Annotated in this window: 27 protein-coding genes, 1 tRNA gene and 1 pseudogene; 25 read left to right on the top strand and 4 right to left on the bottom strand. The window is 64.3% G+C overall.

Going from position 1 to position 24,907, the window contains the following annotated elements; genetic code table 11:
* Positions 1-5 precede the first annotated feature (5 nt).
* The 19 genes from LGN10_RS07695 (at position 6) to LGN10_RS07610 (ending at position 14,054) form a co-directional block, all read left to right on the top strand.
* Positions 6-596: a hypothetical protein gene (locus tag LGN10_RS07695; RefSeq protein WP_059723127.1), complete on the top strand. Its 591-nt coding sequence runs from the start codon at positions 6-8 to the stop codon at positions 594-596.
* Complete coding sequence (locus LGN10_RS07690) at positions 593-853, top strand: DUF2635 domain-containing protein (protein ID WP_226222588.1); 261 nt, start codon at positions 593-595, stop codon at positions 851-853. Before LGN10_RS07695 ends, LGN10_RS07690 begins: the two co-directional genes overlap by 4 nt.
* Positions 850-2,346, top strand: coding sequence for a phage tail sheath subtilisin-like domain-containing protein (locus LGN10_RS07685; RefSeq protein ID WP_226222586.1), 1,497 nt, complete (start codon positions 850-852; stop codon positions 2,344-2,346). The genes LGN10_RS07690 and LGN10_RS07685 overlap by 4 nt, the downstream gene beginning before the upstream one ends.
* 69 nt (positions 2,347-2,415) lie before the next feature.
* A complete protein-coding gene (locus LGN10_RS07680) occupies positions 2,416-2,763 on the top strand; it encodes a phage tail tube protein (protein WP_226222584.1) in 348 nt (115 codons plus the stop codon).
* Positions 2,760-3,050 carry a phage tail assembly protein gene (locus tag LGN10_RS07675; RefSeq protein ID WP_226222582.1) on the top strand — a complete coding sequence of 97 codons (291 nt, stop codon included), beginning with the start codon at positions 2,760-2,762 and terminating at the stop codon, positions 3,048-3,050. Before LGN10_RS07680 ends, LGN10_RS07675 begins: the two co-directional genes overlap by 4 nt.
* Positions 3,047-3,181, top strand: a complete 135-nt coding sequence (locus LGN10_RS33475; protein WP_264163084.1) for a hypothetical protein — start codon at positions 3,047-3,049, stop codon at positions 3,179-3,181. Before LGN10_RS07675 ends, LGN10_RS33475 begins: the two co-directional genes overlap by 4 nt.
* 2 nt (positions 3,182-3,183) lie before the next feature.
* Positions 3,184-5,121: a phage tail tape measure protein gene (locus LGN10_RS07670; protein WP_226222580.1), complete on the top strand. Its 1,938-nt coding sequence runs from the start codon at positions 3,184-3,186 to the stop codon at positions 5,119-5,121.
* Between the two features lie 7 nt (positions 5,122-5,128).
* Positions 5,129-6,367, top strand: a complete 1,239-nt coding sequence (locus tag LGN10_RS07665) for a DNA circularization protein (RefSeq protein WP_226222571.1) — start codon at positions 5,129-5,131, stop codon at positions 6,365-6,367.
* On the top strand, positions 6,368-7,483 hold the full coding sequence (locus LGN10_RS07660; protein ID WP_226222569.1) for a phage baseplate assembly protein: 1,116 nt from the start codon (positions 6,368-6,370) through the stop codon (positions 7,481-7,483).
* Positions 7,480-8,058: a phage baseplate assembly protein V gene (locus LGN10_RS07655; protein ID WP_226222567.1), complete on the top strand. Its 579-nt coding sequence runs from the start codon at positions 7,480-7,482 to the stop codon at positions 8,056-8,058. The genes LGN10_RS07660 and LGN10_RS07655 overlap by 4 nt, the downstream gene beginning before the upstream one ends.
* Positions 8,055-8,483: a phage GP46 family protein gene (locus LGN10_RS07650; protein ID WP_212159281.1), complete on the top strand. Its 429-nt coding sequence runs from the start codon at positions 8,055-8,057 to the stop codon at positions 8,481-8,483. The genes LGN10_RS07655 and LGN10_RS07650 overlap by 4 nt, the downstream gene beginning before the upstream one ends.
* Positions 8,455-9,501 (top strand): baseplate J/gp47 family protein, encoded by a 1,047-nt coding sequence (locus LGN10_RS07645; RefSeq protein WP_226222565.1) that lies wholly within the window; start codon positions 8,455-8,457, stop codon positions 9,499-9,501. Before LGN10_RS07650 ends, LGN10_RS07645 begins: the two co-directional genes overlap by 29 nt.
* Positions 9,492-10,091 carry a YmfQ family protein gene (locus tag LGN10_RS07640; RefSeq protein ID WP_226222563.1) on the top strand — a complete coding sequence of 200 codons (600 nt, stop codon included), beginning with the start codon at positions 9,492-9,494 and terminating at the stop codon, positions 10,089-10,091. Before LGN10_RS07645 ends, LGN10_RS07640 begins: the two co-directional genes overlap by 10 nt.
* 2 nt (positions 10,092-10,093) lie before the next feature.
* Positions 10,094-11,110 (top strand): hypothetical protein, encoded by a 1,017-nt coding sequence (locus LGN10_RS07635; protein ID WP_226222561.1) that lies wholly within the window; start codon positions 10,094-10,096, stop codon positions 11,108-11,110.
* 8 nt (positions 11,111-11,118) lie between these two features.
* The gene (locus LGN10_RS07630) at positions 11,119-11,532 is read left to right on the top strand and encodes a phage tail assembly chaperone (protein ID WP_226222559.1); all 414 of its coding nucleotides are present in this window, start codon (positions 11,119-11,121) and stop codon (positions 11,530-11,532) included.
* A 114-nt stretch (positions 11,533-11,646) separates the two neighbouring features.
* Positions 11,647-12,729: an acyltransferase family protein gene (locus LGN10_RS07625; protein WP_226222557.1), complete on the top strand. Its 1,083-nt coding sequence runs from the start codon at positions 11,647-11,649 to the stop codon at positions 12,727-12,729.
* Between the two features lie 67 nt (positions 12,730-12,796).
* Positions 12,797-13,081 (top strand): phage holin family protein, encoded by a 285-nt coding sequence (locus LGN10_RS07620; protein ID WP_175826930.1) that lies wholly within the window; start codon positions 12,797-12,799, stop codon positions 13,079-13,081.
* A gap of 2 nt (positions 13,082-13,083) precedes the next feature.
* Entirely contained in the window at positions 13,084-13,578 is a 495-nt protein-coding gene (locus tag LGN10_RS07615) for a glycoside hydrolase family protein (protein ID WP_226222778.1), read from the top strand.
* The gene (locus LGN10_RS07610) at positions 13,575-14,054 is read left to right on the top strand and encodes a DUF2514 family protein (RefSeq protein ID WP_226222555.1); all 480 of its coding nucleotides are present in this window, start codon (positions 13,575-13,577) and stop codon (positions 14,052-14,054) included. Before LGN10_RS07615 ends, LGN10_RS07610 begins: the two co-directional genes overlap by 4 nt.
* On the opposite strand, the gene LGN10_RS07605 is transcribed toward LGN10_RS07610, so the two are convergent.
* A complete protein-coding gene (locus tag LGN10_RS07605; protein ID WP_226222553.1) occupies positions 14,024-14,350 on the bottom strand; it encodes a hypothetical protein in 327 nt (108 codons plus the stop codon). The two genes, LGN10_RS07610 and LGN10_RS07605, sit on opposite strands and share 31 nt — an antisense overlap.
* Positions 14,351-14,431: 81 nt before the next feature.
* On the opposite strand from LGN10_RS07605, the gene LGN10_RS07600 reads away from it, so the two are divergent.
* Positions 14,432-15,136: an SOS response-associated peptidase family protein gene (locus tag LGN10_RS07600; RefSeq protein WP_226222551.1), complete on the top strand. Its 705-nt coding sequence runs from the start codon at positions 14,432-14,434 to the stop codon at positions 15,134-15,136.
* 72 nt (positions 15,137-15,208) lie between these two features.
* Here LGN10_RS07600 and LGN10_RS07595 read toward each other — a convergent pair.
* Positions 15,209-15,283, bottom strand: a tRNA-Arg gene (locus LGN10_RS07595).
* 147 nt (positions 15,284-15,430) lie between these two features.
* Positions 15,431-15,613: a rubredoxin gene (locus LGN10_RS07590; RefSeq protein WP_226222549.1), complete on the bottom strand. Its 183-nt coding sequence runs from the start codon at positions 15,611-15,613 to the stop codon at positions 15,431-15,433.
* A 198-nt stretch (positions 15,614-15,811) separates the two neighbouring features.
* Between LGN10_RS07590 and LGN10_RS07585 the strand changes: the two are divergent.
* The 5 genes and pseudogenes from LGN10_RS07585 to LGN10_RS07565 all read left to right on the top strand — a co-directional run bounded on the left by LGN10_RS07585 (position 15,812) and on the right by LGN10_RS07565 (position 23,905).
* Positions 15,812-16,214, top strand: a pseudogene (locus tag LGN10_RS07585) (DUF4399 domain-containing protein).
* 232 nt (positions 16,215-16,446) lie between these two features.
* Positions 16,447-18,432, top strand: coding sequence for an ATP-binding cassette domain-containing protein (locus tag LGN10_RS07580; protein WP_226222547.1), 1,986 nt, complete (start codon positions 16,447-16,449; stop codon positions 18,430-18,432).
* 220 nt (positions 18,433-18,652) lie between these two features.
* Positions 18,653-20,635 (top strand): DNA topoisomerase IV subunit B, encoded by a 1,983-nt coding sequence (gene parE / locus LGN10_RS07575; protein ID WP_226222545.1) that lies wholly within the window; start codon positions 18,653-18,655, stop codon positions 20,633-20,635.
* A 227-nt stretch (positions 20,636-20,862) separates the two neighbouring features.
* Complete coding sequence (parC, locus tag LGN10_RS07570; protein ID WP_124861306.1) at positions 20,863-23,184, top strand: DNA topoisomerase IV subunit A; 2,322 nt, start codon at positions 20,863-20,865, stop codon at positions 23,182-23,184.
* 262 nt (positions 23,185-23,446) lie between these two features.
* Positions 23,447-23,905 (top strand): CopD family protein, encoded by a 459-nt coding sequence (locus tag LGN10_RS07565; RefSeq protein WP_059583755.1) that lies wholly within the window; start codon positions 23,447-23,449, stop codon positions 23,903-23,905.
* A gap of 51 nt (positions 23,906-23,956) precedes the next feature.
* On the opposite strand, the gene LGN10_RS07560 is transcribed toward LGN10_RS07565, so the two are convergent.
* On the bottom strand, positions 23,957-24,841 hold the full coding sequence (locus tag LGN10_RS07560) for a LysR family transcriptional regulator (protein ID WP_226222543.1): 885 nt from the start codon (positions 24,839-24,841) through the stop codon (positions 23,957-23,959).
* Positions 24,842-24,907: the final 66 nt, after the last annotated feature.

Here is a 24,907-nt window from a genome sequence, read left to right as displayed (position 1 = left end):
TTGTCATGAAGCTATCGCCGACGATCGCGCATGTGCGCGATTTCTGTCCGTTGTTCGAGCGCCGCGTATCCGGGGGCATCGATTGGGCGGCGCTGGAGGACAGCGCAAAGTTGGAAATGCCCGCCGCGTTCGTCGTGATGACCGGCGACGATCCCGAGCCCAACCAGTTGCAGAACGGGACGAGGCAGGACATTGCCGACGAGTTCGACGTCATCGTCGCGCTGAAGCAGGGGAACGAGCGCGGGCAGGCGGCGGCCGACGAACTGCATGACGTACGCGCGGCGCTGCTGCGCGCGCTCGTTGGGTGGACGCCTGCCGAACGATACGAGCCGGTCGAGTACACGGGGTGCGATCTCGTATCGACCGACCGGTTTCGCGTTCTCTATCGGTTCGGCTTTTCGGCGCTGTGGACGCTCGGCAGCGACGACGATCCCGAGACCTGGCACGAGGACATGCTCGATCAATTGCCTGCTTTGGAGGGCGTCGACATTCACGTCGATGCCATCGATCCCATGGCCGACCCGAATCTGAAAAAGCCCGGCCCGGACGGCCGGATCGAAATGGAGCTCCGTGTTGAGCTGAAGGATGAACGATGACGAAAACGATGCGCGTGAAGCCCGCGGACGGGCGAATCGTTCGCGACCCGTTGCGCGGTGACGATCTGCCGGCCGACGGGCGCGATGTACCGCGAAATGTGTACTGGCGCCGCTGCGTGCAGTCTGGCGACGTGGTTGAAATTGCAAAGCCGGCCGCCGCCGACGTTGCGGAGGCTGAGCCGGCCGCCGCCAACGTTGCAGAGGCAGAGCCGGCCGCTGCTGCTCAAGGCAAGGCAACCAAGGGGAGTAAGGGATGATCAGTTTCAACAATATTCCCGCGGATCTCGCGGTTCCGCTGTTCTACGCCGAAATCGACAACTCGGCGGCGGCCACGGGCGGCAACACCCTGCGCCGTCTGATCATCGGGCAGGCGAACGATGATGCCATTGTCGACGCGCCGACGCTCACGTTGCTGTCGCGCACGAGCGATGCGATTGCACTCGCCGGTGAAGGCTCGATGCTCGCAGCGATGAGCGACATCTGGCGCCGCGGCGATCCGGTTGGCGAAGTGTGGGGGATTGCGGTCAAGGTCGCGGAAGGCGTGGCGGCAAAGAGCACGATCGAGCTGGTCGGCACGGCGACGGAGACCGGTCTGCTGTCGCTTTACGTCGCGGGCCGACGCGTGCGCGTGACCGTCGCGAGCGGGGCGGTTGCGGCTGATGTCCTGTTGCAGCTGGTTGCTGCCGTGAACGGGACCGCCAATATGCCGGTGCGTGCAGCCATTGCGGGCGTCAAACTGGAACTGACGTGCAAGTGGAAGGGCGACACGGGCAACGACATCGCGGTTGAATTCAACCGCGGGGGCCTCGCTGCAAACGAGCGTTTGCCGGCGGGGCTGACTGCGACGGTGACGCCGATGGCAGGCGGTGCGGGCTCGCCCGAACTGGCTGATGTCCTGGCGGCCGTGGGCGACGAGGAGTTCGAATTCGTCTGCCAGCCGTGGACGGATCCGACGTCGCTCGATGCATTCGCTGAATGGATGAACGACGTATCGGGACGCTGGGCGTGGTCGTCGATGTTGTACGGGCATGTCTATTCGGCGCGCCGCGGCACGCCGGGCCAACTGGTGGCCGCGGGCCGTGTGCGCAACGATCAGCACATGACGATCAACGGTTTCGAGCCCGATTCGCCACGTCCGTCGTGGGAACAGGCCGCGGCATTCGGTGCGCGGCAAGCCGTTTTCATTTCGGCCGATCCGGCGCGGCCGACCCAAACCGGGTTGCTTGTCGGGATCAGTGCGGCTCGACCGGGGAAGCGGTTCATCCTGAACGAGCGCCAGTCGTTGCTGACGAGCGGCATCGCGACGACGAACTCCGCGGACGGATCGGTGCGAATCGAGCGCGCGGTGACGACGTACCAGCGCAACGCCTACGGGCAGTCGGACAACAGCTATCTCGACTCGGAGACGCTGCATACGACGGGGTACGTGATGCGGTTCCTGCGCCAACGGATTACGAGCAAGTACGGTCGGCACAAGCTGGCCGTCGACGGAACCAGATTCGGGCCGGGCGCCGCAATCGTGACGCCGAAGATCATCCGTGCGGAGCTGATTGCCGCATACGACGAACTGGAACTGGCCGGCATCGTGGAAAACGCCGACCTGTTCGCGCAATACCTGATCGTCGAGATCAACAAGACGAACCCGAATCGGGTCGATGTGCTGTTCCCGCCGGACTACATCAACCAGCTGCGCATCTTCGGGCTGTTGAACCAGTTCCGGTTGCAGTACCCGGAAGCGGCGGCGGCCTGACGGCGTCGACGATAGTGCAAACCGAGCGGCCCGCCATCGTGCGGGCCGCTGTCATTTCAGGAGACCGATATGGGTCAGAAGGTCGCCGGGACCGCCTACGTGAAGGCGGATGGCGAGCAGTTTTCGGTAACGGGCGGTGTCGAGTGCCCCTTGTCCGACGTCAAGCGCGAAAGCATTTTGCCGGGCCTCTATAAAGAAGAGGATCGCGTGCCGTACGTGAAGGTCGACGCGGTGTTCGAGAAGAGCTTTCCGATCGCGAAGATTCAATCCGCGGACGACATGGTCGTAACCGTGGAATTCAAGAACGGCCGCGTGTACGTGCTGAGCGGTGCCTACGTCGTGGGCGAACCGGCGGCGATGGGCGATGACGGTAAGGCATCGCTGGAATTCAACGGTGTGAAGGGAAGGTGGCAATGAAGATTCAATTGAGCAAACCGATCGAGGCGCACGGCGAGACGCTGGACGTGTTGGAAATGTACGAGCCGACCCCGGCGGACGTGCGGGCAATCAAGGCACTCCCGTATGCAGTCGATCAAGACGAGAACGTGCATATGCGTCCGGAAATCGTTGCGAAGTACGTTTCGCGCTGCGCAAGCATTCCGCCATCGTCGGTCGACCAGATCGACCTGACCGACTTCAACGAGATCTGCTGGACGGTCGCCGGTTTTTTCTTGAAACGGGGGTCGCGGACGCCCACGACTTGATCGGCGGCGTCTACGAGCTCGCCCATTTCTGGCGCGTCGATCCGGAGCTGGAAATGACGCGCCCGATCTCGATCATTCTCGAGCATTTCGAACAGGCGAACCGCATTAGTCGTGCGGTTCCGGAGACGTAAGCGTGGCCGATCAATTTCAACTCAAAGCGCTGATTACTGGCGTCGACAAACTGTCGCCGGCGCTCCAGGGTATTCGAAAGAATATCGCGGGCTTTCGTAAGGGGCTGAAGGCGGACGGCCTGGGCGAGATCGGTTTTCGTGACGTGGTAGCGGGCGTGGCGATTGCCGCACCCATCATCGCGGCGACGAAGGCGGCGATCGACTTCGAGTCGGCGATGGCGGACGTGAAAAAGGTCGTCAACTTCGACACGCCGGAGCAGTTCAAGAAGATGACCGATGACGTGCTCGGGCTCTCGAAGCGGCTGCCGATGGCCGCACGCGACATCGCGAAGATCACCGCGGCCGGCGGCCAGGCGGGCATCGACAAGAGCGAGCTCGGGCAGTTTGCCGAGGACGCGGTGAAGATGGGCGTCGCCTTCGACCAGACGGCCGAGCAGGCCGGCGACATGATGGCGAAGTGGCGCACGGCGTTCAAGATGGGCCAGGGCGAGGTCGTGTCGCTCGCGGACAAGATCAACTATCTCGGTAACACGGGGCCGGCGAACGCCCGGCAGATTTCCGAGATCGTTACGCGCATCGGGCCGCTCGGCGCCGTAGCCGGCATGACAAGCGGCCAGATCGCGGCGATGGGTGCAACGCTCGCCGGCGTGGGTGTGCAGGAAGAGGTCGCGGCAACCGGCATGCAGAACTTTATGCTGGCGCTGACGGCGGGCGCGAGCGCTTCGAAGAAGCAGCAGGGCATCTTCAAGGCGTTGCGGATGGACGCCAAGGCGGTCGCGGCCGGCATGCAGAAGGATGCGCAGGGAACGATCGTGCGCGTCCTGTCTGCGGTGAGCAAGGTCGACAAGGTCAAGCAAACCGCGGTGCTCGAGGGATTGTTCGGTCGCGAGTCGATCAAGGCGATTGCGCCGATGTTGACGAACCTTGATTTGCTGAAAGGCAATTTCAAGAAAGTCGGCGATTCGACGCTCTACGCCGGCTCGATGCAGCAGGAATACGACGCGCGGGCGGCGACGACGGCGAACAACCTGCAGCTGATGTCGAACCGATTTACGGCGATCGGCATCGCGGTCGGCAACGTGGTCCTGCCGCCGTTGAACGAGTTCCTTGCTTTCATCGGCCCCATCGCTGACGGTGTCGCCGCATTCGCAACGGCCAATCCGGAACTCGTGAAGGGGCTGCTTGGAGCCGCCGCCGGCCTGATCGCACTGCGCGGTGCGGCGGCGATCGCTACGGTGGCAATGAAGATTTTTACGACGGTGTCGAGTCTCACGCCGCTCGGGCTGGCGGTGCGTGTGCTTGCGTTGGCGGCCGGGTTCCTGATCGCGAATTGGTCGAAGGTCAAGCCGTTCTTCGAAAAGGTTTGGGCGGGAATCAAGGATGTGTTTTTCAGCTTCCCGCTCGTGCAGGTTATCGCGCAGAACTGGGGGCCGATTACCGAATTCATGTCGGCGCTCTGGGGCGCAACGAAGATCGTGATCGGGGCCGCGTGGGAAGGCATCAAGGCGATGTTCCTCAATTTCACGCCGCTGGGTATCGTCATCAAGAACTGGGAGCCGATCGTCACGTGGTTCTCGCAGCTGTGGGACCGCGTGAAGCCCTATATCGAGCCGCTGATGAGCGGCGCGAAGTGGCTCGGCGGAAAACTCGGCTTCGACGGTGGCAGCGCTTCGACGGGCGACGTGTTGCGCTCGGGTGCAGCGAGCTTGCGGAGCTGGACGTTGGCGCAGCAGACCGGTGTGTCGCCGGGAACGGCCCGTGTCGCGAGCGGTGTGCTGGCGCAGCAGGGCGCGGCGAATGCACGTCTTCAGGGCGACCTGAAAATCCGATTCGACGGCGCGCCCCCGGGGATGCGCGTCGAGCAGGCGCAGACGAATCAACCGGGCTTGTCCGTGACGCCGAGTGTTGGCTATCGGTCGCTGTCCGGCGTGCCGCAATGAGGTCATCATGAGTTGGCGAGAGAAATTGCGGCCGGCATCGTTCCGCGGCGTTCCGTTCAAGGTTTTCGACGACAAGACGCCGATCGGCCGCCGCGTCGTCGTGCGCGAATATCCCCGGCGCGACAGCAGTTATCCGGAGGACAACGGCAAGAAAACCCGGGAATACACGATGACGGCCTTCGTCATCGGTTCCGATTGCCTCGATCAGCGCGACAAGTTGCTCGATGCGCTCGAGCAAGAGGGGCCGGGCGAGCTGGTTCATCCGTGGCTCGGCACGCTGCGTGTGCAGCCCGGCGAGTGCGATATGACGCACGTGAAGGCGGACGGCGGGATGGTTCGCTTTACGCTGGTGTTTCACGACGCGCCGGAACTGAAGTATCCGAGCGGGTCGGCGAATACCGGTAAGCAGGCGCTCGACAGCGCGGACGGGCTGCTCGATACCGCGTTGAGCCGCTATCGCGATGCGGTTGCGTTGGTCGATCTGGCACAGGTGACGGTCGATAGTCTCATGCAGCAGGGCGGATCGATTTTCGACGTGCTTTATCGGTACGCGTCGCCGTTCACGGTGTTGTTCGGCAGCGTGCGGAGTTTCGTCGAAACTCTCGTCGAGATGCCGGGCTCGATCGCGGATCGGTTTCGTTCCGGATCGGATCCAGCATTTGTCGCCCGAGTGGCCCCCGCGGGCTACGCGGATGCGATCTCAGGAGCGCTCGGCAAGGTCGGGGCGATCTCGACGCTCGACGAGATCCCGCCGCCGCGTGGCCGTGAGGCGACCAAGTTGTTCGCGGCAACGGTCGACCTCGTGCAGGACGTGTTGCTGGTTGACGTCGTGCGTGACGCCGGCGCATTGCCGACATACTCGCCGGCCACGTTGCCGGCCGGCGCGCCGGCGCTAGATGTGCAGATTGCAAATCCATTGCCCGCTGTCGATGTGCCCGTCGCGGATGATCTGCGCGACCTTGCGGAGATTGTTTCCGAGTCTATGTGGCAGCAGGGAATGGCTGCGCCACGCGAACATTTCCAGGCACTGACAAACAGCCGCGTGAAGGTCGCGCAACATTTGGCGAAGGTCGCGCGCGAAGGCGTTGGGCTGGTGACGCTGACGCCAGCGGAGGCGGTGCCGGCGCTCGTGCTGGCGTACCGCCGATATGGTGATGCGGCGCGCGGCGACGAGATCGTGATGCGGAACCGGCTCGCGCATCCGGGGTTCGTGCCGACCGTGCCACTGAAGATCCTTTCTCGATAGATGGCTGACAAATCCAATACCGTCACATTGACCGTCAACGGTCTCGATTTCGCTGGATGGACCGACGTCCGAATTTCGGCGGGTATCGAACGGCAGGCGCGCGATTTCGCGCTCGCAATCACGTGGAAGTGGCCCGGTAGTGGCGACGTGCCGCGGCAGGTCAAACGGGGGGACCGGTGCGAGGTGCGTATCGGGTCCGATCTGGTGCTGACCGGATACGTGTTCTCGACGCCGATCAGGTACGACGCCGCATCGCTGACGTGCGGCATCGCGGGACGATCGCTCACGGCTGACCTTGTCGACTGCGGGGCGGACAACAAACCGTCGCAGTGGCGGGGGCAGCGCGTGGGCCGGATCGTCGAGGCGCTGGCCGCGCCGTACGGCGTGAAGGTCGTGGACGAATCGGGGGATGCAGGAACGCTGGCCGATCACACGATCGAGCCCGGCGAAACGGTGTTCGATTCGATCGATCGGCTGTTGCGGCTGTCGCGGTTGCTGTCGACCGACGACGAGCACGGGCGCCTGGTCATTGCCGAGCCGGGGAGCGCCGGCAAGGCGTCCGACAAGCTCGAGCTCGGCGCCAACATCAAGGACGGCGATGCGCCGCTCGATTTCTCGCAGGTGTTTTCCGAGTACGTGTGCAAGGGGCAGCGCAGCGGAACCGACGAGGCATTCGGTATCGCGGTCAGCGAGATTGAGGCGCGCGTGGCGGATCCGCGTATCGCGCGGCATCGGACGATGGTGATGCGCGAGGCCGGCCAGATGACCGCCGATCTCGCGCGACAGCGCGTCCAGTGGGAAAGCGAAAACCGGATCAGCAAGGCGTTGGCGACGACCTACAAGGTGCAGGGTTGGAGACAGTCAAACGGCCAAATCTGGCGACACAACCAGATTGTCCGTGTCGTCGATTCGATCATCGGCTTCGATCGCGACATGCTGGTCGTGGAAATTGAATATTCGCAAAGCAATGCCGAAGGGATGCTCACGAAGCTGACGGTCGCTCCGCCGGACGGCTTCGCGGCCGAGCCATTGACGAAGCGGAAGAAGGTCAAGGGCAAGAAGAAAGGCAAGGATAACTTTGAATTCCTGCTGCCGGCAGATTGGGAGAAGCAATGAGCAAGTTGGGTGCGTGGCTGGTTCGTGGGGTCGTGTCGCTCGTGAATTCGGCCTCGAAGATGCAGACGTTGCAGACGCGGTTGATGGCGGGTGGGGTGAAGGATGGGGTCGAGCATTTCGAGCCGTACGGGTTCACGTCGCATCCGATGGACGGCGCCGAGGCGATTGTTGGTTTTCTCGGCGGCGATTCGTCGCACGGCGTGGCCTTGGTCGTGGCCGACCGCCGGTTTCGCCCGCTGAACCTTAAGCCCGGGGAGGTTGCGATTTTCACAAGCGAGGGCGACAGCCTGATTTTCCGCAACGGCCGCATCGCCGAGCTGACAACGGGGACGTTCAGGGTGAACGCCTCCGAAAAAATCGAACTCAATTCGCCGATGGTGGAGGCGTCCGAGCAGGTTGTCGCAAAGGGACGTCTGACCGCGCAATCTGGCATGGCCGTGCGCGCGGGCGAGGGCGGTGGAGATGCGGCGACGTTCGATGCACCCATTCGCACGCCGGACGTCGTCGTCGACGGCAAGAGCACGGCGCGGCACCGTCACGCGGAGACCGGCGGCATTACGGAAGAAATGCAATGAGCGACGCTCGAGAAGCGATGTTGCGGCGCGCGGTCGAGATCAGCCTGTTCACGTGGCGACGGGCCGAGCCAGGCGACGCGCTCGATGACGACGAACGAATGGGATGGTGGGGCGACAGTTTCCCGGACGTTGCCGGCGATCGAATCGGCTCTCGGTTGTGGCTGTTGCGCCGGCAGGTGTTGACCGCGGAAGTGCTGCGCCGTGCGGAGGAATACTGCCGCGAAGCACTGCAGTGGATGGTCGACGATGAAATCGTAACAGCGATCAGCGTCAGTGTGAAACGCGCGGATGGTGTGGGGCGTGCGGCAACGGAGCGAGCCATCGGGGAAATTGTCTTGTCCGACGACCGCGACGGGCCGCTCACCATCAACTACGACGACATGTGGAGAATTTTCGATGACTTTTCCGTTGCCGACGCTGCCTGAGCTGATTGAGCGGGTGGGCGGCGATCTGACATCTGCCGCGGACGGCGCGCTGCGGCGCTCGGATCAGCGCGCGCTTGTGCGGGTCCATTCGGGCGCCAGCCACGAAATGCACGGCTATCTCGGATGGACGGCACGGCAAATTCTGCCCGACGAGTGCGACGAGGAGATGCTGTTGCGCCACGCGCGCCTGCGGCTCGCGGTGCCGCGCAAAGATGCTGCGGCCGCGGCCGGCGTCGTATCCGCCAGCGGGGCGGAAGGGAAAACCATCGGCGCGGGCGCCCTGCTGCAGGCGGACGACCAGCGACGATACGTGGTCGTCGAGACCGCAACGATTCGAGCCGGAACCGCGAAGGTTCAAGTGCGAGCCGTGGATGCGGGGATCGTCGGCAACATTGGCGCCGGCGTGCGGTTGCGGTTTATTTCGCCAGTTGTTGGCGTATCGGACACGGTCGTGGTGCTGGATCCCGGAATTTTGGGCGGCACGGATCAGGAATCGGTCGAGCGATTGCGACAACGGGTCATTCGATCCTATCGCCTCGTGCCTGACGGCGGGAACGGAGACGATTACGTGACATGGGCGCTCGAGGTGCCCGGCGTTACGCGCGCGTGGTGCCGACCGCATTACATGGGGCTCGGTACGGTTGGCGTCTTTTTCATGCGCGACGACGACCTTAACCCCGTTCCGGATGAGCAAGCGTGTGCGACGGTGAAGGCGTATATCGAGCGGCAGCGACCAGTGACGGCAGAGTTGTACGTGCTTGCGCCGAAGCCGCGCGCGATCGATTTCGATATTCGGCTTTCGCCGGACGATGAGGCAACGCGCACGGCCGTTGTGGAAGACCTGTCCGATTTACTTGAACGGGAAGGCGCACTCGGCGTGACCGTACTTGAATCGCATCTCAGGCAGGCGATCAGCGGCGCGCGCGGCGAGCGTGATCACAAGCTGCTGCAACCGGTTGGCGACGTTGCGCTGCAGCCGAACGAGATTCCGGTAATGGGAGCCGTGAAATGGCAGTGAAAGACGAGGCGGACTATCTGCAGATGCTACGCGCGCTGCTGCCGCCCGGTCCGGCATGGAGCGACGAGCTCGCGCCGCAGGTGCACCGCGTGCTCGCCGGCCTGGCTCCGGAATTCCTGCGCATCGATGCCCGTGCACGAGCGTTGCTCGACGAGATGGATGCCGCGACGGTGCGCGAGCTCGTGCCGGATTGGGAGCGCGTCTGTGCGTTGCCGGACGAATGTCTCGGGCCTGCGCAGTCCTTCGAAGATCGGCAGCGCGAAGTGCGCAACCGATTGCTGGGCGTTGGTGGCCAACGCATCGCGTATTTCGAATCGCTCGCACGTGAGAACGGATATCCGGACGCCCGAATCGAGGAACATCGCGCGCCGCGGTTTGGGCGGTCGCGATTCGGTGTTGCTCGCTTCGGTACGTGGGCGCAGCAGTACATCTGGACGATGCACATGGGGCGGCGCCGCAGCGACGGTCGCCGCTGGGGCGTGACAGTTTGGGGCGAGCGGTTCGGGCGCAATCCGAATAGCGGCATCGAGTGCTACATCCGGCGTCATGCGCCCGCGCACACGTTGGTGATTTTTGACTACGAGGTATAGGGATGGATTATCCAAAGAGCGTGCCGGGCGTCGGCCTGGTGGATGGGAAGTTCGTCGACGAGAATCCCGGCGCCGGGCAGGTCGGCTCGTTGATTCCGTCAAAGTGGGGGAACGACCTGACGGACGAAGTGCTCAATGTGCTGCGGGAAGCGGGTATCAATCCCGACGAAGCGACGACGACCCAACTACGCGATGCGGTGCTCGCGATCGCGCAGCGTTCCGTGTCAGGTTCCATCGCGAGCCAAGCTGAGGCCGAAGCGGGGAAGGACAACACGAAGCTGATGACGCCGCTGCGCGTCGCGCAAGCGACGGCGAAGAAGCAGGATGCGTTGGGCTATACCCCGGTTCAGCAGGGAACCGGCATCGGACAAGGTCCGAACATCGTAAAGCTCGGCTGGGCGAAGGACGGCAGTGGCCTGCTCATCACTGTCGACAACACCGACCTCGGTGCCGTTGCGCTGGCCAAGCAGCTTGCAGCGTATGTGACGCAGCAGTGGGTGCAGGGATACGCCGTCAGTATCGCGGCTCCGCGGCTCCAGGATAGACCGTGGATCGGTCGCGATGGATGGCAGGCCGACTTGGCGCTTCAAAATCGTCGGGCAGGTCAAAACGTTACGACTTACCTCCGCGCCCGAGATGGCGGTGGACTCGAGATCATCAACAACGCTTACACCGGTATTCCGTGGAACATCAGCGATGGGGGCGAAACGTGGCAATCGGGCAACCTGCATGTGGGCGGATCGACTCTGCAAACGGATGGCAACCTTCTCTGTAGTTTCCGTGGCGCATGGTTGAACTCGATTCTCGATGACCTCTACGCCCGCTCCGAAAATCGAGCGGTTGCAGGCGCGCGCGTGCAGTGGGATTCGGGCGTAGCCGAATGGGGAATTATGGATATCGGTATCAATATCCCCGCGCATACGATCGACATCCCTGCGCCGTGGGTGATGATGGGTATGCGTAAAGAGGCAAACAACACGCGCTGCTATCTGCGCGGAGTCGTTCTTCGTAATCAGTAGGGGGGAGTATGGCAGTCACTTATGTACACAATCATATGATCGCGGCAATCAAGAAGCTGTATCCGGGTGCGCTACATGGCGTGGATTTCCTCGTCGGTCACTCGGTGGATCCGGAGACGGGCGGGCTTATCGGGCTGCCCTGGATCGCGGCGTGGCGGCGACCCGAACCGCAGCCGGCTGATGAGGTGATTCACAAGGAATTTGCGGACAACGAGCGGGAGTTTCGGGCCGTTGTCATTCGCGAGCAGCGCGATGCGTGCCTTCGCGACTCCGATAGCCGAACTGCGGTCCCTCCGGATGCCCCGGCGTCCGTCAAGGAGAACGCCGCCCTTTGGGCGGAGTACCGTCAGAAGTTGCGCGACATCCCAACACAATCCGAGTTTCCCTTCAAGGTGGATTGGCCGGAGGCGCCCGCGGCGTAAGGGTGTGCGGTGTCGGGGAGGCTGGATAGGGCGACTACGCTACAATCCGGCCGACATGAGCTAAAGCTGTCGACTGGCCGACGACAGGACCAATAAACTTCAAAATTGTAGACCGTGAAGCTTTCCCGAATACCCGAGCTTGATCTGCTTCGGTTCATTGCCGCACTTGCTGTAGTGTTTTTTCACTTTGCATTTCGGGGCTATGCAGCCGATGACCTGACCATCATGCACTATCCGCCGTTGGAGCCTATCTCTCGGTACGGCTTCCTCGGTGTGCATCTGTTCTTCATGATCAGTGGGTTCGTCATTCTCATGACGGCCGGCGATGCGAGTATCAAGAAGTTTATTGCGTCTCGCGCGGCTCGCCTGCTGCCGGCATTTTGGGTTTGTTGCACGGTCACATTCCTTGTAACGCTTGCAATTGGTGGTGGCCGGTTTACAGCAACATGGCCGCAATACATGGTCAACATGCTGACGCTCGGCGGCGGATTCGGGGCCGACCCGATCGACGGCGCGTATTGGTCGCTCGGGGCAGAACTCCGGTTCTACAGATTGGTCGCGATTCTGATCATCGTCGGCCAAATTGGTCGTTCAGAGCGATGGCTGTTCGCATGGTTGATCGGCACGGTGCTCGTGGAAACATTCCCGTTCATCAAGCTCAAGACTTTCCTCGTGACGGATTACGCGGGCTTCTTCATTGCCGGCGCGGCATGCTTCCTCATTCGGGCGCACGGCCTATCGCGCTCACTCATCGTGCTGCTATGTGCGTCGTGGGCGCTATCGCTGTATCACGAATTTCAGTTGCTGCCGTACTTCAGCGAACACTTCGGGCTCGACTTAAACCCGGTGATTATCGGTGTTGTGATGACGGCGTTTTTCGTCGTGTTGCTTGGGCTCGCGCTTCGTCGAACGCCGGTGCTTTGCAGTCCGCGATGGGTTTGGTTTGGTGCAGTCAGCTATCCGCTCTATCTCATCCATCAGAACGTCGGCTACATGCTATTCAACTTGGTCGATGCGACGGTGAATGGCGATGTGCTGTTTTGGGGGGTTATCGCAGCGGCCATCGGGTTTGCATTGACCGTGCACATTGCCGTTGAGAAACCTGTCGCACGGCCGCTGAGGAGCGGAATCCTGCTTGGGCTTGATGCGTTTCACACCTGGGTGTCGACCGCGGTCCGGGGCCGAATGCGCCAGTAGTGCTGCGCGTCTCTACATCACATTTATTTTGCCGCCTTCGGGCGGCTTTTTCGTTTACGGGGATTCGATGCAAGACCACGAAAAGACGATTCTGGAGCTGATCATCATGGGTGGATTGATTGGTATCGCAAAGGTGCTGGTCGGCAGCGAACAGCTGACGTTCCGGCTGGTCGTCGGCAGGGCGGTGTTGGGCTCGGCGACGTCGATGGTCGCCGGGTTGGCGCTGTTGCAGATCCCGGATCTGCCACCGATAGCGCTGCTCGGTCTCGGTAGCGCGCTCGGCATCGTCGGGTCGCAGTACCTCGAGGTGCTGCTGCGCCGGAACGCGAAGCGACTGTTCGGGGGGAAGTGACGATGGCACGCATCCCTATTACTGCTGCCGGCGGCCGGAATCGCGTCGCGTTTCTGGACATGATCGCCGCGAGCGAAATCGGCCGGGATCTGCTGGCGAACTCGGACGACGGCTACAACGTGCTCGTTGGCTCGACGTCGTCGCGCCCGCTGCTGTTCTCCAGCTATGCGGCGCATCCGAATGTGCTCAACCTGCATATTCCGGTGCCGTCGACGGCTGCCGGCCGCTATCAAATCCTGACGCGGTGGTGGCGGATCTATCAGGCGCAGATGAAGCTGCCGGACTTCGGTCCGATCTCGCAGGACCGGTACGCGTTGCAGCAGCTGCGCGAGCACGGCGCGCTGCCGTTGATCGACGCTGGCCGGTTCCGCGAGGCGGTGGCGAGGGTATCGAACGTATGGGCGAGTTTGCCGGGGGCCGGATACGGCCAGCACGAAAACAAGATCGAACATTTGCTGGCCGCGTACCGCGCGTCCGGTGGGGAGGTGGTCGCATGACGTGGATCGATCCGCGTATTTGGCTGCTCGTCGTGGCCGGCGTTGTCGCCGGTTCGGCGTGCGGGTATCTCAAGGGGCACCGTGATGCGGACCAGTCCGCCAAGATCGCGGATCAGGCAAAGCAGATCGATGACCTGGAGGCCCAACGAGACGAGTTCAATCGCCGCGTCGCGGCCCAATCGGAGAACGCAAAATATGCGAATCAACAACGAACTGCCGCGCTCGCGGATGCTTTTGCTGCTCGTGCTGCCGCTGGCAGCCTGCAGCAGCGTGTCGACCAACTCGTCGCGGCCGCCCGCCATCCCGCCGCTGCCGCCGGAAGCCCGGCAGCCGGAGACGCCCTCGATCTGCTTGCCGACGTGCTCGGCCGCGCTGGCGAACGCGCGGGCGACCTGGCAGAGTATGCTGACCGTGCCCGCATCGCCGGCCAGCAGTGCGAGCGCGACTACGATGCCCTGACGGCGGCAGCCCGCTGACGCCTTCGCTCGGCGCGCTTCGTCAGCCACTCAACAATCCGGCCGTGCCGCGCGACTGCCTCGTGATACCCGTACGTATCGACTGTCCGATACTGCGATCCTGGCTCATAGACGTAGTGGACGAAGTACGGTTGTGCGGGAGGATCACGATCTACCGTCGTGCCGAGAAAGACTGTCCAGACGCGCGTGTTCTCCGCCACCGTCGTATCTGCGATGTTCTTGTCCCACCCACAGAACGTCTCGAGATCGACTTCGACCGGCTCGTGCTGATCGTTGAGGATGAAATAGTGCTGCATGGCGACGCACGAATGCTGTATATATATACAGTTTATCGCGGGGTAAGATGGTCCCGTCAAGAATGAAAATTGGGGACGGCGATGTGCACGAACTACGTCGCGCCGGGCGAGGACCCGGGCCTGAGCGAGCTCAAGATCGACAGCTTCCGTGACCTGTACCGCTGGACGCCGTGGAAGCCCGAGATCTACCAGGACTACGACGCGCCGATCGTCGGCTACGTCGACGGGCAGTTCAAGCCGCTGATCGCCGGATTCGGTTTCTGGCCGCGCGCGCTGCAGAAGGCCAACATCGAGAAAGCGAAGGCGGCGGGGCGCAAGCCGCCACTCATGCGCAGCACGATGAACGCGCGCGACGACAACCTCGGGGAGTCGCGGCTGTACGGGCCAACCTGGCGCAGCGGCCGGCGTTGCCTGATTCCGGCGCGTTTCATAGTCGAGCCGTCGTATCCGGATGCACATCAAGACGCAAATGGCAACTGGGTACTCGGGCCCTGCGTGTGGCAGCGGATCGGTGTGGTCGACCGGCCGACGATGTGTGTCGCCGGCATCTGGCGCACGCTTACGAACCAGGACGGCGTCGAGCACCACGTGATGACGATGATCACCGTCAACGCCGATGGTCACCCGCTGATGTCGCGCATGCACAAGCCGACCGACGAAAAACGGTCGGTCGTAATTCTGCGGCCCGACGATTGGGAAGAGTGGTTAACGACGTCGAACGTCGAGGCCGCGCGCGCGATGCTGCAGCTCTATCCGGCGGACGAAATGTCCGCGGAGGCAAAGTGATTCGGCGTTACGCCAAATTTACGCCAAATTCGCCGATGAGGCTTGCTGGATAAGGCTAAGAGGGGGTATTGCTGGTCCCCCCGACAGGAATCGAACCTGTATCTAGCGCTTAGGAGGCGCTTGTTCTATCCATTGAACTACGGGGAGAGCCAAGTCCGGACAATCGCGCGAAAAACGCGAACCGGACGGCGGAGTGGACAGCGCGGAGAGTATAGCAAACGCGCGGCGCGTCGGCGGGGCGGAATGCACCCGCGACGCGCATAACGCGAGATTACCCGCGATCGAGGCAGAAAATCAGAAATCGACGACGACGAAATCTTCCTTGCCCACGTCGCACAGCGGGCAGCGCCAGTCGGCGGGAATGTCGGCGAAACGGGTGCCGGCCGCGATGCCTTCGTCGGGCAGCCCTTCCGCTTCGTTATAGACCCACCCGTAAATCAGGCAGACCCAGCTCTGGTATTCGGTTACTTCACTCATGTTGCGCTCGGGATAATGGAATTCGGCGATGCCGTCCGCAGCCCTCGCCAGCGGACGAAACGCGCCATGGTACCGGAATTTCGCCGAACGCCAGCGTAACGTCGTTTTAAACGTACGCATTGCGAACAACCGGCGCCATCGCGTCGGCCGGGCATGCGGTGTATGCTTCGTGGGCCTGTCAATCTGAAGGAGGAAACGATGCTCAATAGAAAGTGGATCGCGGGTGCAGTCTGTGTCGCGGCGATGGCCGTATCGACGCTCGCGCGCTGAAGCGCGTGTGTTCTTCGTCGAGCCGAAGGACGGCGCGACGGTGTCGAGCCCCGTGCACGTGAAGTTCGGTCTCGAAGGCATGGCGCTCAAGCCGGCCGGCGACATGACGCCGGATACCGGTCATCATCACCTGCTGATCGACGGCAAGCCGGTGCCGAAGGGCGACGTGATTCCGGCGACCGACCATTCGCTGCATTTCGGCAAGGCCCAGACCGAAACCGACGTAAAGCTGCCGCCCGGCCAGCACACGCTGACGCTGCAGCTCGGTGACGGCGCGCACCGTTCGTACGGTCCCGAAATGAGCTCGACGATCACGGTCAACGTGAAATAACCGCGCATCCCGCGCAGGCGGCCGCCGCGCTGCGCGCGGGATCTGCCGATCGGCCGGCCGCGGGGGCTTCCGGTCGGTATTTGCCCGTTCAAGCAGGCACGCAAACCGCGGCCGGCATGCGCACCGGAAACCGGCCGCAACCCGCTCACGGCACCGCGCCGACACGCTTCGAGGGCGCCCCGCGGCGCTCGTCCATCCAGCCGAGCCGATGCCAGCGTCCGCGCCCGGTACAATGGGCGCTTCCGATTTCTCTCTTCGCCGTTTCCCCATGTCGCTCTATTCCATTACCGGCGCGCAGCTCGCGTTCGGTCACGTCGCGTTGCTCGATCACGCGGATTTCTCGCTGGAAGCCGGCGAGCGGGTCGGCCTGATCGGCCGTAACGGCGCGGGCAAGTCGTCGCTGCTGAAAATCGTCGCCGGTCTTGCCAAGCCCGACGACGGGCTGATCACGCGCCAGCAGGAGCTCGTGACCGTCTACGTGCCGCAGGAGCCCGAGTTCGAGCCGGGCGCGACGGTGTTCGACGCGGTCGCGTCGGGGCTCGCGCATACGCGCGAACTGCTCGAAGAATACGATTCGATCGCGCACCGCCTCGCGGAGATACCGGAAGGCGCCGAGCACGATGCGCTGCTCGCGCGGATGAACGCGCTGCAGTCGTCGCTTGACGCACACGACGCATGGAACTGGCGCACGCGCGTGTCGATGACGCTCGCGCAGATCGGCCTGCAGGACGGCGACGCCAGCGTCGACGCGCTGTCGGGCGGGATGCAGAAGCGCGTCGCGCTGGCGCGTGCGCTGGTGCTGCAGCCGGACGTGCTGCTGCTCGACGAACCGACCAACCACCTCGATTTCGACGGCATCCGCTGGCTCGAGGAGTTGCTCGTCGCGCAGCGCGCGGGCCTGCTGTTCATCACCCACGATCGCGCGTTTCTCGATCGCGTCGCGACGCGCATCGTCGAGCTCGATCGCGGCCGGCTGCTGTCGTATCCGGGTAATTTCTCGGCATACCAGACGCGCAAGGCGCAGCGGCTCGAAGTCGAGCGCGTGGAAAACGAGAAGTTCGACAAGCTGCTCGCGCAGGAAGAAGTGTGGATCCGCAAGGGCGTCGAAGCGCGCCGTACGCGCAGCGTCGGGCGCATCGCGCGGCTCGTGCAGATGCGCAACGAGCGCGCGGAGCGCCGCAATGCGCAGGGCAACGTGAAGCTCGACGTCGCGCAGGGCGAGAAGTCCGGCAAGATCGTCGCGGAGCTGACCGACGTGACGAAGCGCTACGGCGGCCGCACGGTGGTCGACCGCTTCTCGACGACGGTGATGCGCGGCGACAAGATCGGCTTCGTCGGCCCGAACGGCGCCGGCAAGACCACGTTGCTGAAGCTGATCCTCGGCGAGTTGAAGCCCGACGAAGGCACGGTGCGCACCGGCACGAACCTGCAGGTCGCGTATTTCGACCAGATGCGCGCGCAGCTCGACCAGGAGAAGAGCCTGGCCGATACGATCAGCCCCGGCAGCGAATGGGTCGAGATCGGCGGCGTGCGCAAGCACGTGATGAGCTATCTCGGCGATTTCCTGTTCGCGCCGGAACGCGCGCGTTCGCCGGTGAAGTCGCTGTCGGGCGGCGAGCGCAACCGGCTGCTGCTCGCGCGCCTGTTCGCGCGTCCGGCCAACGTGCTGGTGCTCGACGAACCGACCAACGACCTCGACATCCCGACGCTCGAACTGCTCGAAGAGCTGCTGGCCGACTACGACGGCACGGTGCTGCTGGTCAGCCACGATCGCGCGTTCCTCGACAACGTCGTGACCTCGGTGATCGCGGCGGAGGGCGACGGCAAGTGGCGCGAATACGTCGGCGGCTTCACCGACTGGCAGATCCAGAGCGAGCGCTCGGAGCAGCTCGCGCAGCAGGAAGCGGCGAAGCGCGCGGTCAAGGAGGCGGCGCCCGCGAAGGACGAACCGGCGAAGAGCGCGGCCGGCCGCAACGCGCAGCGCACGGTGAAGCTGTCGTTCAACGAGCAGCGCGAACTCGATTCGCTGCCGGAGAAGATCGCCGCGCTCGAAGCGGAGCAGAAGACGATCAATGCGCAGCTCGAGGACGGCGCGATTTTCGCGAAGGATCCGCAGGAAGGCACGCGCCTGACCAAGCGGTTCGCGGCGATCGACGACGAATTGCTCGCCGCGCTCGAACGGTGGGAAACGCTCGAGGCGAAGCGCAAGCCGGCGTGACGCGCACGGCGCGCGCCGATCCCGAGATTGGCGCGCCACGCGGAACCAGTAAAATACCGCGCGTCCAGGGTCGCGCCGCGCACGCCGCGCGCCCGCTTTCGGAGCAGTCCAAGCACACCGTTGTTTCGATTCGCTTTTTTACGGAACTCAACGTTTTGTCCACGACGTTATCCACACGAGGTGTGGACAACGTCCCGATGAATGACGAAATTCAGCGCCTATGTCAACGAAGAAACCCAGCGCGGCCTATAGCGAAGCATCGATCAAGGTGCTCAAGGGTCTCGAGCCGGTCAAGCAGCGGCCCGGCATGTACACCCGTACCGAGAATCCGCTGCACATCATCCAGGAAGTCATCGACAACGCGTCCGACGAGGCGCTCGGCGGCTACGGCAAGCAGATCACGGTCACGCTGCATGCGGACCAGTCGGTCTCGGTCGAGGACGACGGCCGCGGCATTCCGTTCGGCATGCATCCCGAAGAAGGCGTGCCGGTCGTCGAGATCGTGTTCACGCGCCTGCACGCGGGCGGCAAGTTCGACAAGGCCGCGGGCGGCGCCTATACGTTCTCGGGCGGCTTGCACGGCGTCGGCGTGTCGGTGACGAACGCCCTCGCGACGCGTCTGGACGTGACGGTCTGGCGCGACGGCAAGATCGCCGAGCTCGGCTTCGCCGACGGCGAGGTCGTGAAGCCGCTCGCCACGCAGGCGGCGGGCCGCGGCGAGAAGAAATCCGGCACGCGCGTGCAGGTATGGCCGAATCCGAAGTACTTCGATTCGCCGAACCTGCCGCTCGGCGAGCTGCAGCGCCTGCTGCGCTCGAAGGCCGTGCTGCTGCCGGGCGTCGAGGTCGTGCTCGTCAACGAAAAGACGGGCGAGCGCCAGACCTGGAAGTATGAAGACGGCCTGCGCGGCTACCTGCTCGACGAAATGAACGGCAGCGAGCTGCTGATCCCGCTATTCGAAGGCGAGCGCTTCGCCGACTCGCGTTCGACCGACGAAACCTTCGCCGAGGGCGAGGGCGCGTCGTGGGTCGTCGCATGGAGCGAGGAAGGCTCGCTCGTGCGCGAGTCGTACGTGAACCTGATCCCGACGCCGGCCGGCGGCACGCACGAGTCGGGGCTGCGCGACGGCCTGTACCAGGCGGTGAAGAGCTTCGTCGAACTGCACAACCTGCAGCCAAAGGGCGTGAAGCTGCTCGCGGAAGACGTGTTCGCGCGCGTGTCGTTCGTGCTGTCGGCGAAGGTGCTCGATCCGCAGTTCCAGGGGCAGATCAAGGAGCGGCTGAACAGCCGCGACGCGGTGAAGCTCGTGTCGTCGTTCTCGCGTCCGGCGCTCGAACTGTGGCTGAACCAGCACGTCGAGCACGGCAAGAAGCTCGCCGAACTCGTGATCAAGCAAGCGCAGGCGCGCACGCGCGCGGGCCAGAAGGTCGAGAAGCGCAAGAGCTCGGGCGTCGCGGTGCTGCCCGGCAAGCTGACCGATTGCGAGACCGAAGATATCGCGCGCAACGAACTGTTTCTCGTCGAGGGCGACTCGGCGGGCGGCTCCGCGAAAATGGGCCGCGACAAGGAATACCAGGCGATCCTGCCGCTGCGCGGCAAGGTGCTGAACACGTGGGAAACCGAGCGCGACCGCCTGTTCGCGAACAACGAGGTGCACGACATCTCGGTCGCGATCGGCGTCGATCCGCACAGCCCGGACGACACCGTCGACCTGTCGAACCTGCGCTACGGCAAGATCTGCATCCTGTCGGACGCGGACGTCGACGGCTCGCACATCCAGGTGCTGCTGCTCACGCTGTTCTTCAAGCATTTCCCGCAACTGATCGAGCGCGGCCACGTGTACGTCGCGCGCCCGCCGCTGTTTCGCGTCGATGCGCCCGCGCGCGGCAAGAAGCCCGCGCAGAAGCTCTATGCGCTCGACGACGGCGAGCTCGAAGCGATCCTCGACAAGCTGCGCAAGGACGGCGTGCGCGACACGCAGTGGAGCATCAGCCGCTTCAAGGGCCTCGGCGAAATGAGCGCCGAGCAACTGTGGGACACGACGATGAATCCCGACACGCGCCGCCTGATGCCGGTGAAGCTCGGCGAGCTCGACTACGAGGCGACCGTCGCGCGGATGACGATGCTGATGGGCAAGGGCGAGGCAGCCGCGCGGCGCGGCTGGCTCGAGGAAAAGGGCAACGAAGTCGAAGCGGACATTTAGTGCAGTGTTCGACGCCAATCGGCACTGATGCGCGGCGGCTTCGCGCCCGTGGCGGCGTCGCAAATCCTCGCGATGCGTCTGGCATCCGCTGCGGTTTGCTTCTTGCCACGAACGCGAATCCGCTGGCGCATCAGCACCGCTTGACATCGAACACTGCACCGCCGCTTCCGCGCGGCCGGGCGTGACGCCCGGCCCGGCCTCACGCCACTTACGAATACGGAATTCAGATGGACGACAACACTTCCGATCTCTTCGCCAGCCCCGACGCGCCCGAGAGCGACGCGCTGACGCTCGGCAACTACGCGGAGCAGGCATATCTCAGCTACGCGGTCAGCGTCGTGAAAAGCCGCGCGCTGCCCGACGTGTGCGACGGCCAGAAGCCGGTGCAGCGCCGGATCCTGTTCGCGATGAACGAAATGGGCCTGGGGCCCGACGCGAAGCCGGTGAAGTCGGCGCGCGTGGTCGGCGACGTGCTCGGTAAATACCACCCGCATGGCGACCAGTCGGCGTACGACGCGCTCGTGCGGCTCGCGCAGGATTTCTCGCTGCGCTATCCGCTGATCGACGGGCAGGGCAACTTCGGCTCGCGCGACGGCGACGGCGCGGCGGCGATGCGTTACACCGAAGCGCGGCTCACGCCGATCTCGAAGCTGCTGCTCGACGAAATCGACCAGGGTACGGTCGACTTCATGCCGAACTACGACGGTTCGTTCGAGGAGCCGAAGACACTGCCGAGTCGCATGCCGTTCGTGCTGCTGAACGGTGCATCGGGCATCGCGGTCGGCCTCGCCACCGAAATCCCGTCGCACAACCTGCGCGAAGTCGCGGCTGCGGCGGTCGCGCTGATCCGCAATCCGAAGCTTACGCACGCGGAGCTGATGAACCTGATTCCCGGCCCGGACTTCCCCGGCGGCGGCCAGATCATCTCGAGCGACACCGAAATCTCGGCGGCGTACGAAACGGGCCGCGGCAGCCTGAAGGTGCGTGCGAAGTGGAAGATCGAGGATCTCGCGCGCGGCCAGTGGCAGCTCGTCGTGACCGAGCTGCCGCCGAACACGTCGGGCCAGAAGGTGCTCGAGGAAATCGAGGAGCTGACCAATCCGAAGCTCAAGCTCGGCAAGAAGACGCTGACGCCCGAGCAGCTGAACACGAAGAAGGCGATGCTCGACCTGCTCGATGCGGTGCGCGACGAGTCGGGCAAGGAAGCGGCCGTGCGGCTCGTGTTCGAGCCGAAGTCGCGCACGATCGACCAGACGGAATTCGTGAACACGCTGCTCGCGTACACGAGCCTCGAATCGAACGCGACGCTGAACCTCGTGATGATCGGCGCCGACGGCCGGCCGGGCCAGAAGGGCCTGCTGACGATCCTCGACGAATGGGTGAAGTTCCGCCAGCTGACGATGACGCGCCGTTGCCGCCATCGTCTCGCGAAGGTCGACGATCGCATCCACATCCTCGAAGGGCGGATGATCGTCTTCCTGAACATCGACGAGGTGATCCGCATCATCCGCGAGTCGGACGAACCGAAGGCCGCGCTGATGAGTGCGTTCGGCCTCAGCGAGCGGCAGGCCGAGGACATCCTCGAAATCCGGTTGCGCCAGCTCGCGCGGCTCGAGAAGATCAAGATCGAGAAGGAACTCGAAGCGCTGCGCGACGAGAAGGCGAAGCTCGAGGAGCTGCTGGCGAACGAAAGCGCGATGAAGCGGCTGATGATCAAGGAGATCGAGGCCGATGCGAAGCAGTACGGCGACGATCGCCGCACGCTGATCCAGCAGGAAAAGCGCGCGACGTTCGAGGCGAAGGTGGTCGACGAGCCGGTGACGGTGGTCGTGTCGCAGAAGGGCTGGGTGCGCGCGCTGAAGGGCCACGGGCTCGATCCGGCCGGCTTCACGTTCAAGGCGGGCGACCACCTGTACGCGGCGTTCCAGTGCCGCACGCCGGATCGCCTGATCGCGTGGGGCAGCAGCGGCCGCGTGTACTCGGTCGACGTGGCGGTGCTGCCGGGCGGGCGCGGCGACGGCGTGCCGGTCACGTCGCTGATCGAGCTCGAATCGGGCTCGCACCTGATGCACTACTACGCGGCGCCGGCCGACCAGCAACTGCTGCTCGCGTCGAGCAATGGCTTCGGCTTCCTCGCGAAGGTCGGCGACATGGTGAGCCGCGTGAAGGCCGGCAAGTCGTTCATGACGATCGATGCGGGTGCGGTGCCGCTCGCGCCGATGCCGGTGCTGCCGAACGCGACGCAGGTCGCGTGCCTGTCGAGCGGCGGGCGCCTGCTGGTGTTCGGGATGGACGAAATGAAGACGCTGTCCGGCGGCGGCCGCGGCGTGATCCTGATGGCGCTCGACGACAAGGAAACGCTCGTGCAGGCGCTGGCGATCGATCCGGCCGGCGTCGTGCTGATTGGCACGGGGCGCGGCGGCAAGGTGCAGGACGAGACGCTGTCGTACGCGGGGCTCGCGCCGCACATCGGAAAGCGCGCTCGCAAGGGCCGCGCGCCGGACACGAAGCTCAAGGTCGTCACCGAGCTGCGTCCGCTGCTCGGCTGACGCCGCGCGGTCGTCCGGTTCGTCCGGAACATCCGGTTCGGCCGCGGTCGCAGGCCGCACGTCCGCTTCGGCGGGCGTGCGGCTTTTTCTTTTGGGCGAGGGATTCGGGTAAGCAAGCGTGGCGCCGTCACGCGCAACTTGCAAAATAATGTGAAATCGCGCCGCGGGCCTGAACCGCGACGCGGCTGGCGGGTCGAACGTCGCTCGATGCCGCGTGCGACGCGGCCGTTCGCTGCACCCCACTCATCACAGGATCGTCCTCATGTCCCACGCCGTTGCCGTCGCGCTGTTTCTTCATCTGCTGGCCGTCGCCGTGTGGGTGGGCGGGATGGTCTTCGCACACTTCTGCCTGCGCCCGGCGCTGTCCGACCTGTCGCCGCAGCTGCGCTTGCCGCTGATCGAGGGCGTGTTCGGCCGGTTCTTCAACTGGGTTTCAGGGGCCGTGATCGTGATCCTGCTGTCCGGCGGTTTCCTGCTGATGAGCTTCGGCGGCGCGCATGCGACGTGGTCGCTGCATGCGATGGCGGGGCTCGGCGTCGTGATGATGCTGATCTTCGGGCACATCCGCTTCGCGCTGTTTCCGCGCATCCGCCGTGCGGTGCAGGCGCAAAACTGGCCGGACGGCGCGCGCGCGGTGAATGCGATGCGCCTGCTCGTCGTCGTGAACCTCGTGCTCGGCGTCGTCACGATCGGCGCGGCCGTGCTGTCGCGCGGTTTCTGACCGGCCGGCGTCAGGCCGCTGCTTTCAGCCGTGGGCCCGGCGCACGCGCCGCTACGCGGCCAGCATCGCATCGAGCAGCCATGAACCGGCCGGGCCGAGCGGCCGGTTGCGCGACCAGACCGCATCCACCCGCACGCGGCGCGGCCACCCGCGTGCACGCAGCTCGCACAGGCGGTCGCGTGCGAAGTGTTCGACCATCCAGCGCGGCAGTTCCGCCCAGCCGAACCCGAGTACCGCCATCTCCAGCAGCATCAGGTAGCTCGGCGCCAGCCAGTGCTGCGTGCCGACGACGATCCGGTCGTCGGTGCCGCGGCCTTCGGTCGTCACGTAGGTATTGAGGCGCAGTTCGCGCACGTCGCGCAGCGCCGCATGCGGCACTTCGGCGTCGCCGTATTCGACGAGCGCATGCGTGCGGCCGACGAACAGCCCGATCTCCGATTCCTCCGCCACCGTCGCCGCGCCGATATCGGCCGGGTAGGCCGCGCGCGCGGCCATCAGCCCGAGTTGCGCGCGGCCTTGCTGGATCAGGTCGAGCACGTCGTCGTGCTCGGCGATCTGGCATTCGAGTTCGAGCGCCGGAAAGCGCCGTTCGAGCGCCATCAACGTTTCCTCGTAGCGCTTCGACTGGTACGTATCGGACACGACGAGCGTGAGCCGCGCTTCCTCGCCGCGCGCGAGCCGGGCGGCCGTGCGATCGATCGCCGCGCTGGCCTCGAGCGCGCGCTGCACCTGCGGCAGCAGCGCGCGACCGGCCTCGGTCAGCGTCGGCGCGCGCGTCGAGCGATCGAACAACTGCACGCCGAGATCGATTTCGAGATTCGCGATCGCTTCCGACACCGTCGACTGACGCTTGCCGAGCTTGCGGGCGGCGGCCGTAAACGAGCCGAGCAGCGCCGCTTCGACGAAGGCGAGCAGGGCTTCGGGGGCATGGTGCATGCGGTGCTCCGGGCAGCGTGTATCGGTAAAACCGATGATATCAAACTGGATTGGTGCGGTATCGCC

It is taken from the genome of Burkholderia sp. AU32262 (assembly GCF_020419985.1).
Classification (GTDB): Bacteria; Pseudomonadota; Gammaproteobacteria; order Burkholderiales; family Burkholderiaceae; genus Burkholderia; species Burkholderia semiarida.
The sequence above is the reverse complement of the archived record's forward strand: the minus strand, read 5'-3'. Positions and strand labels throughout refer to the sequence as shown.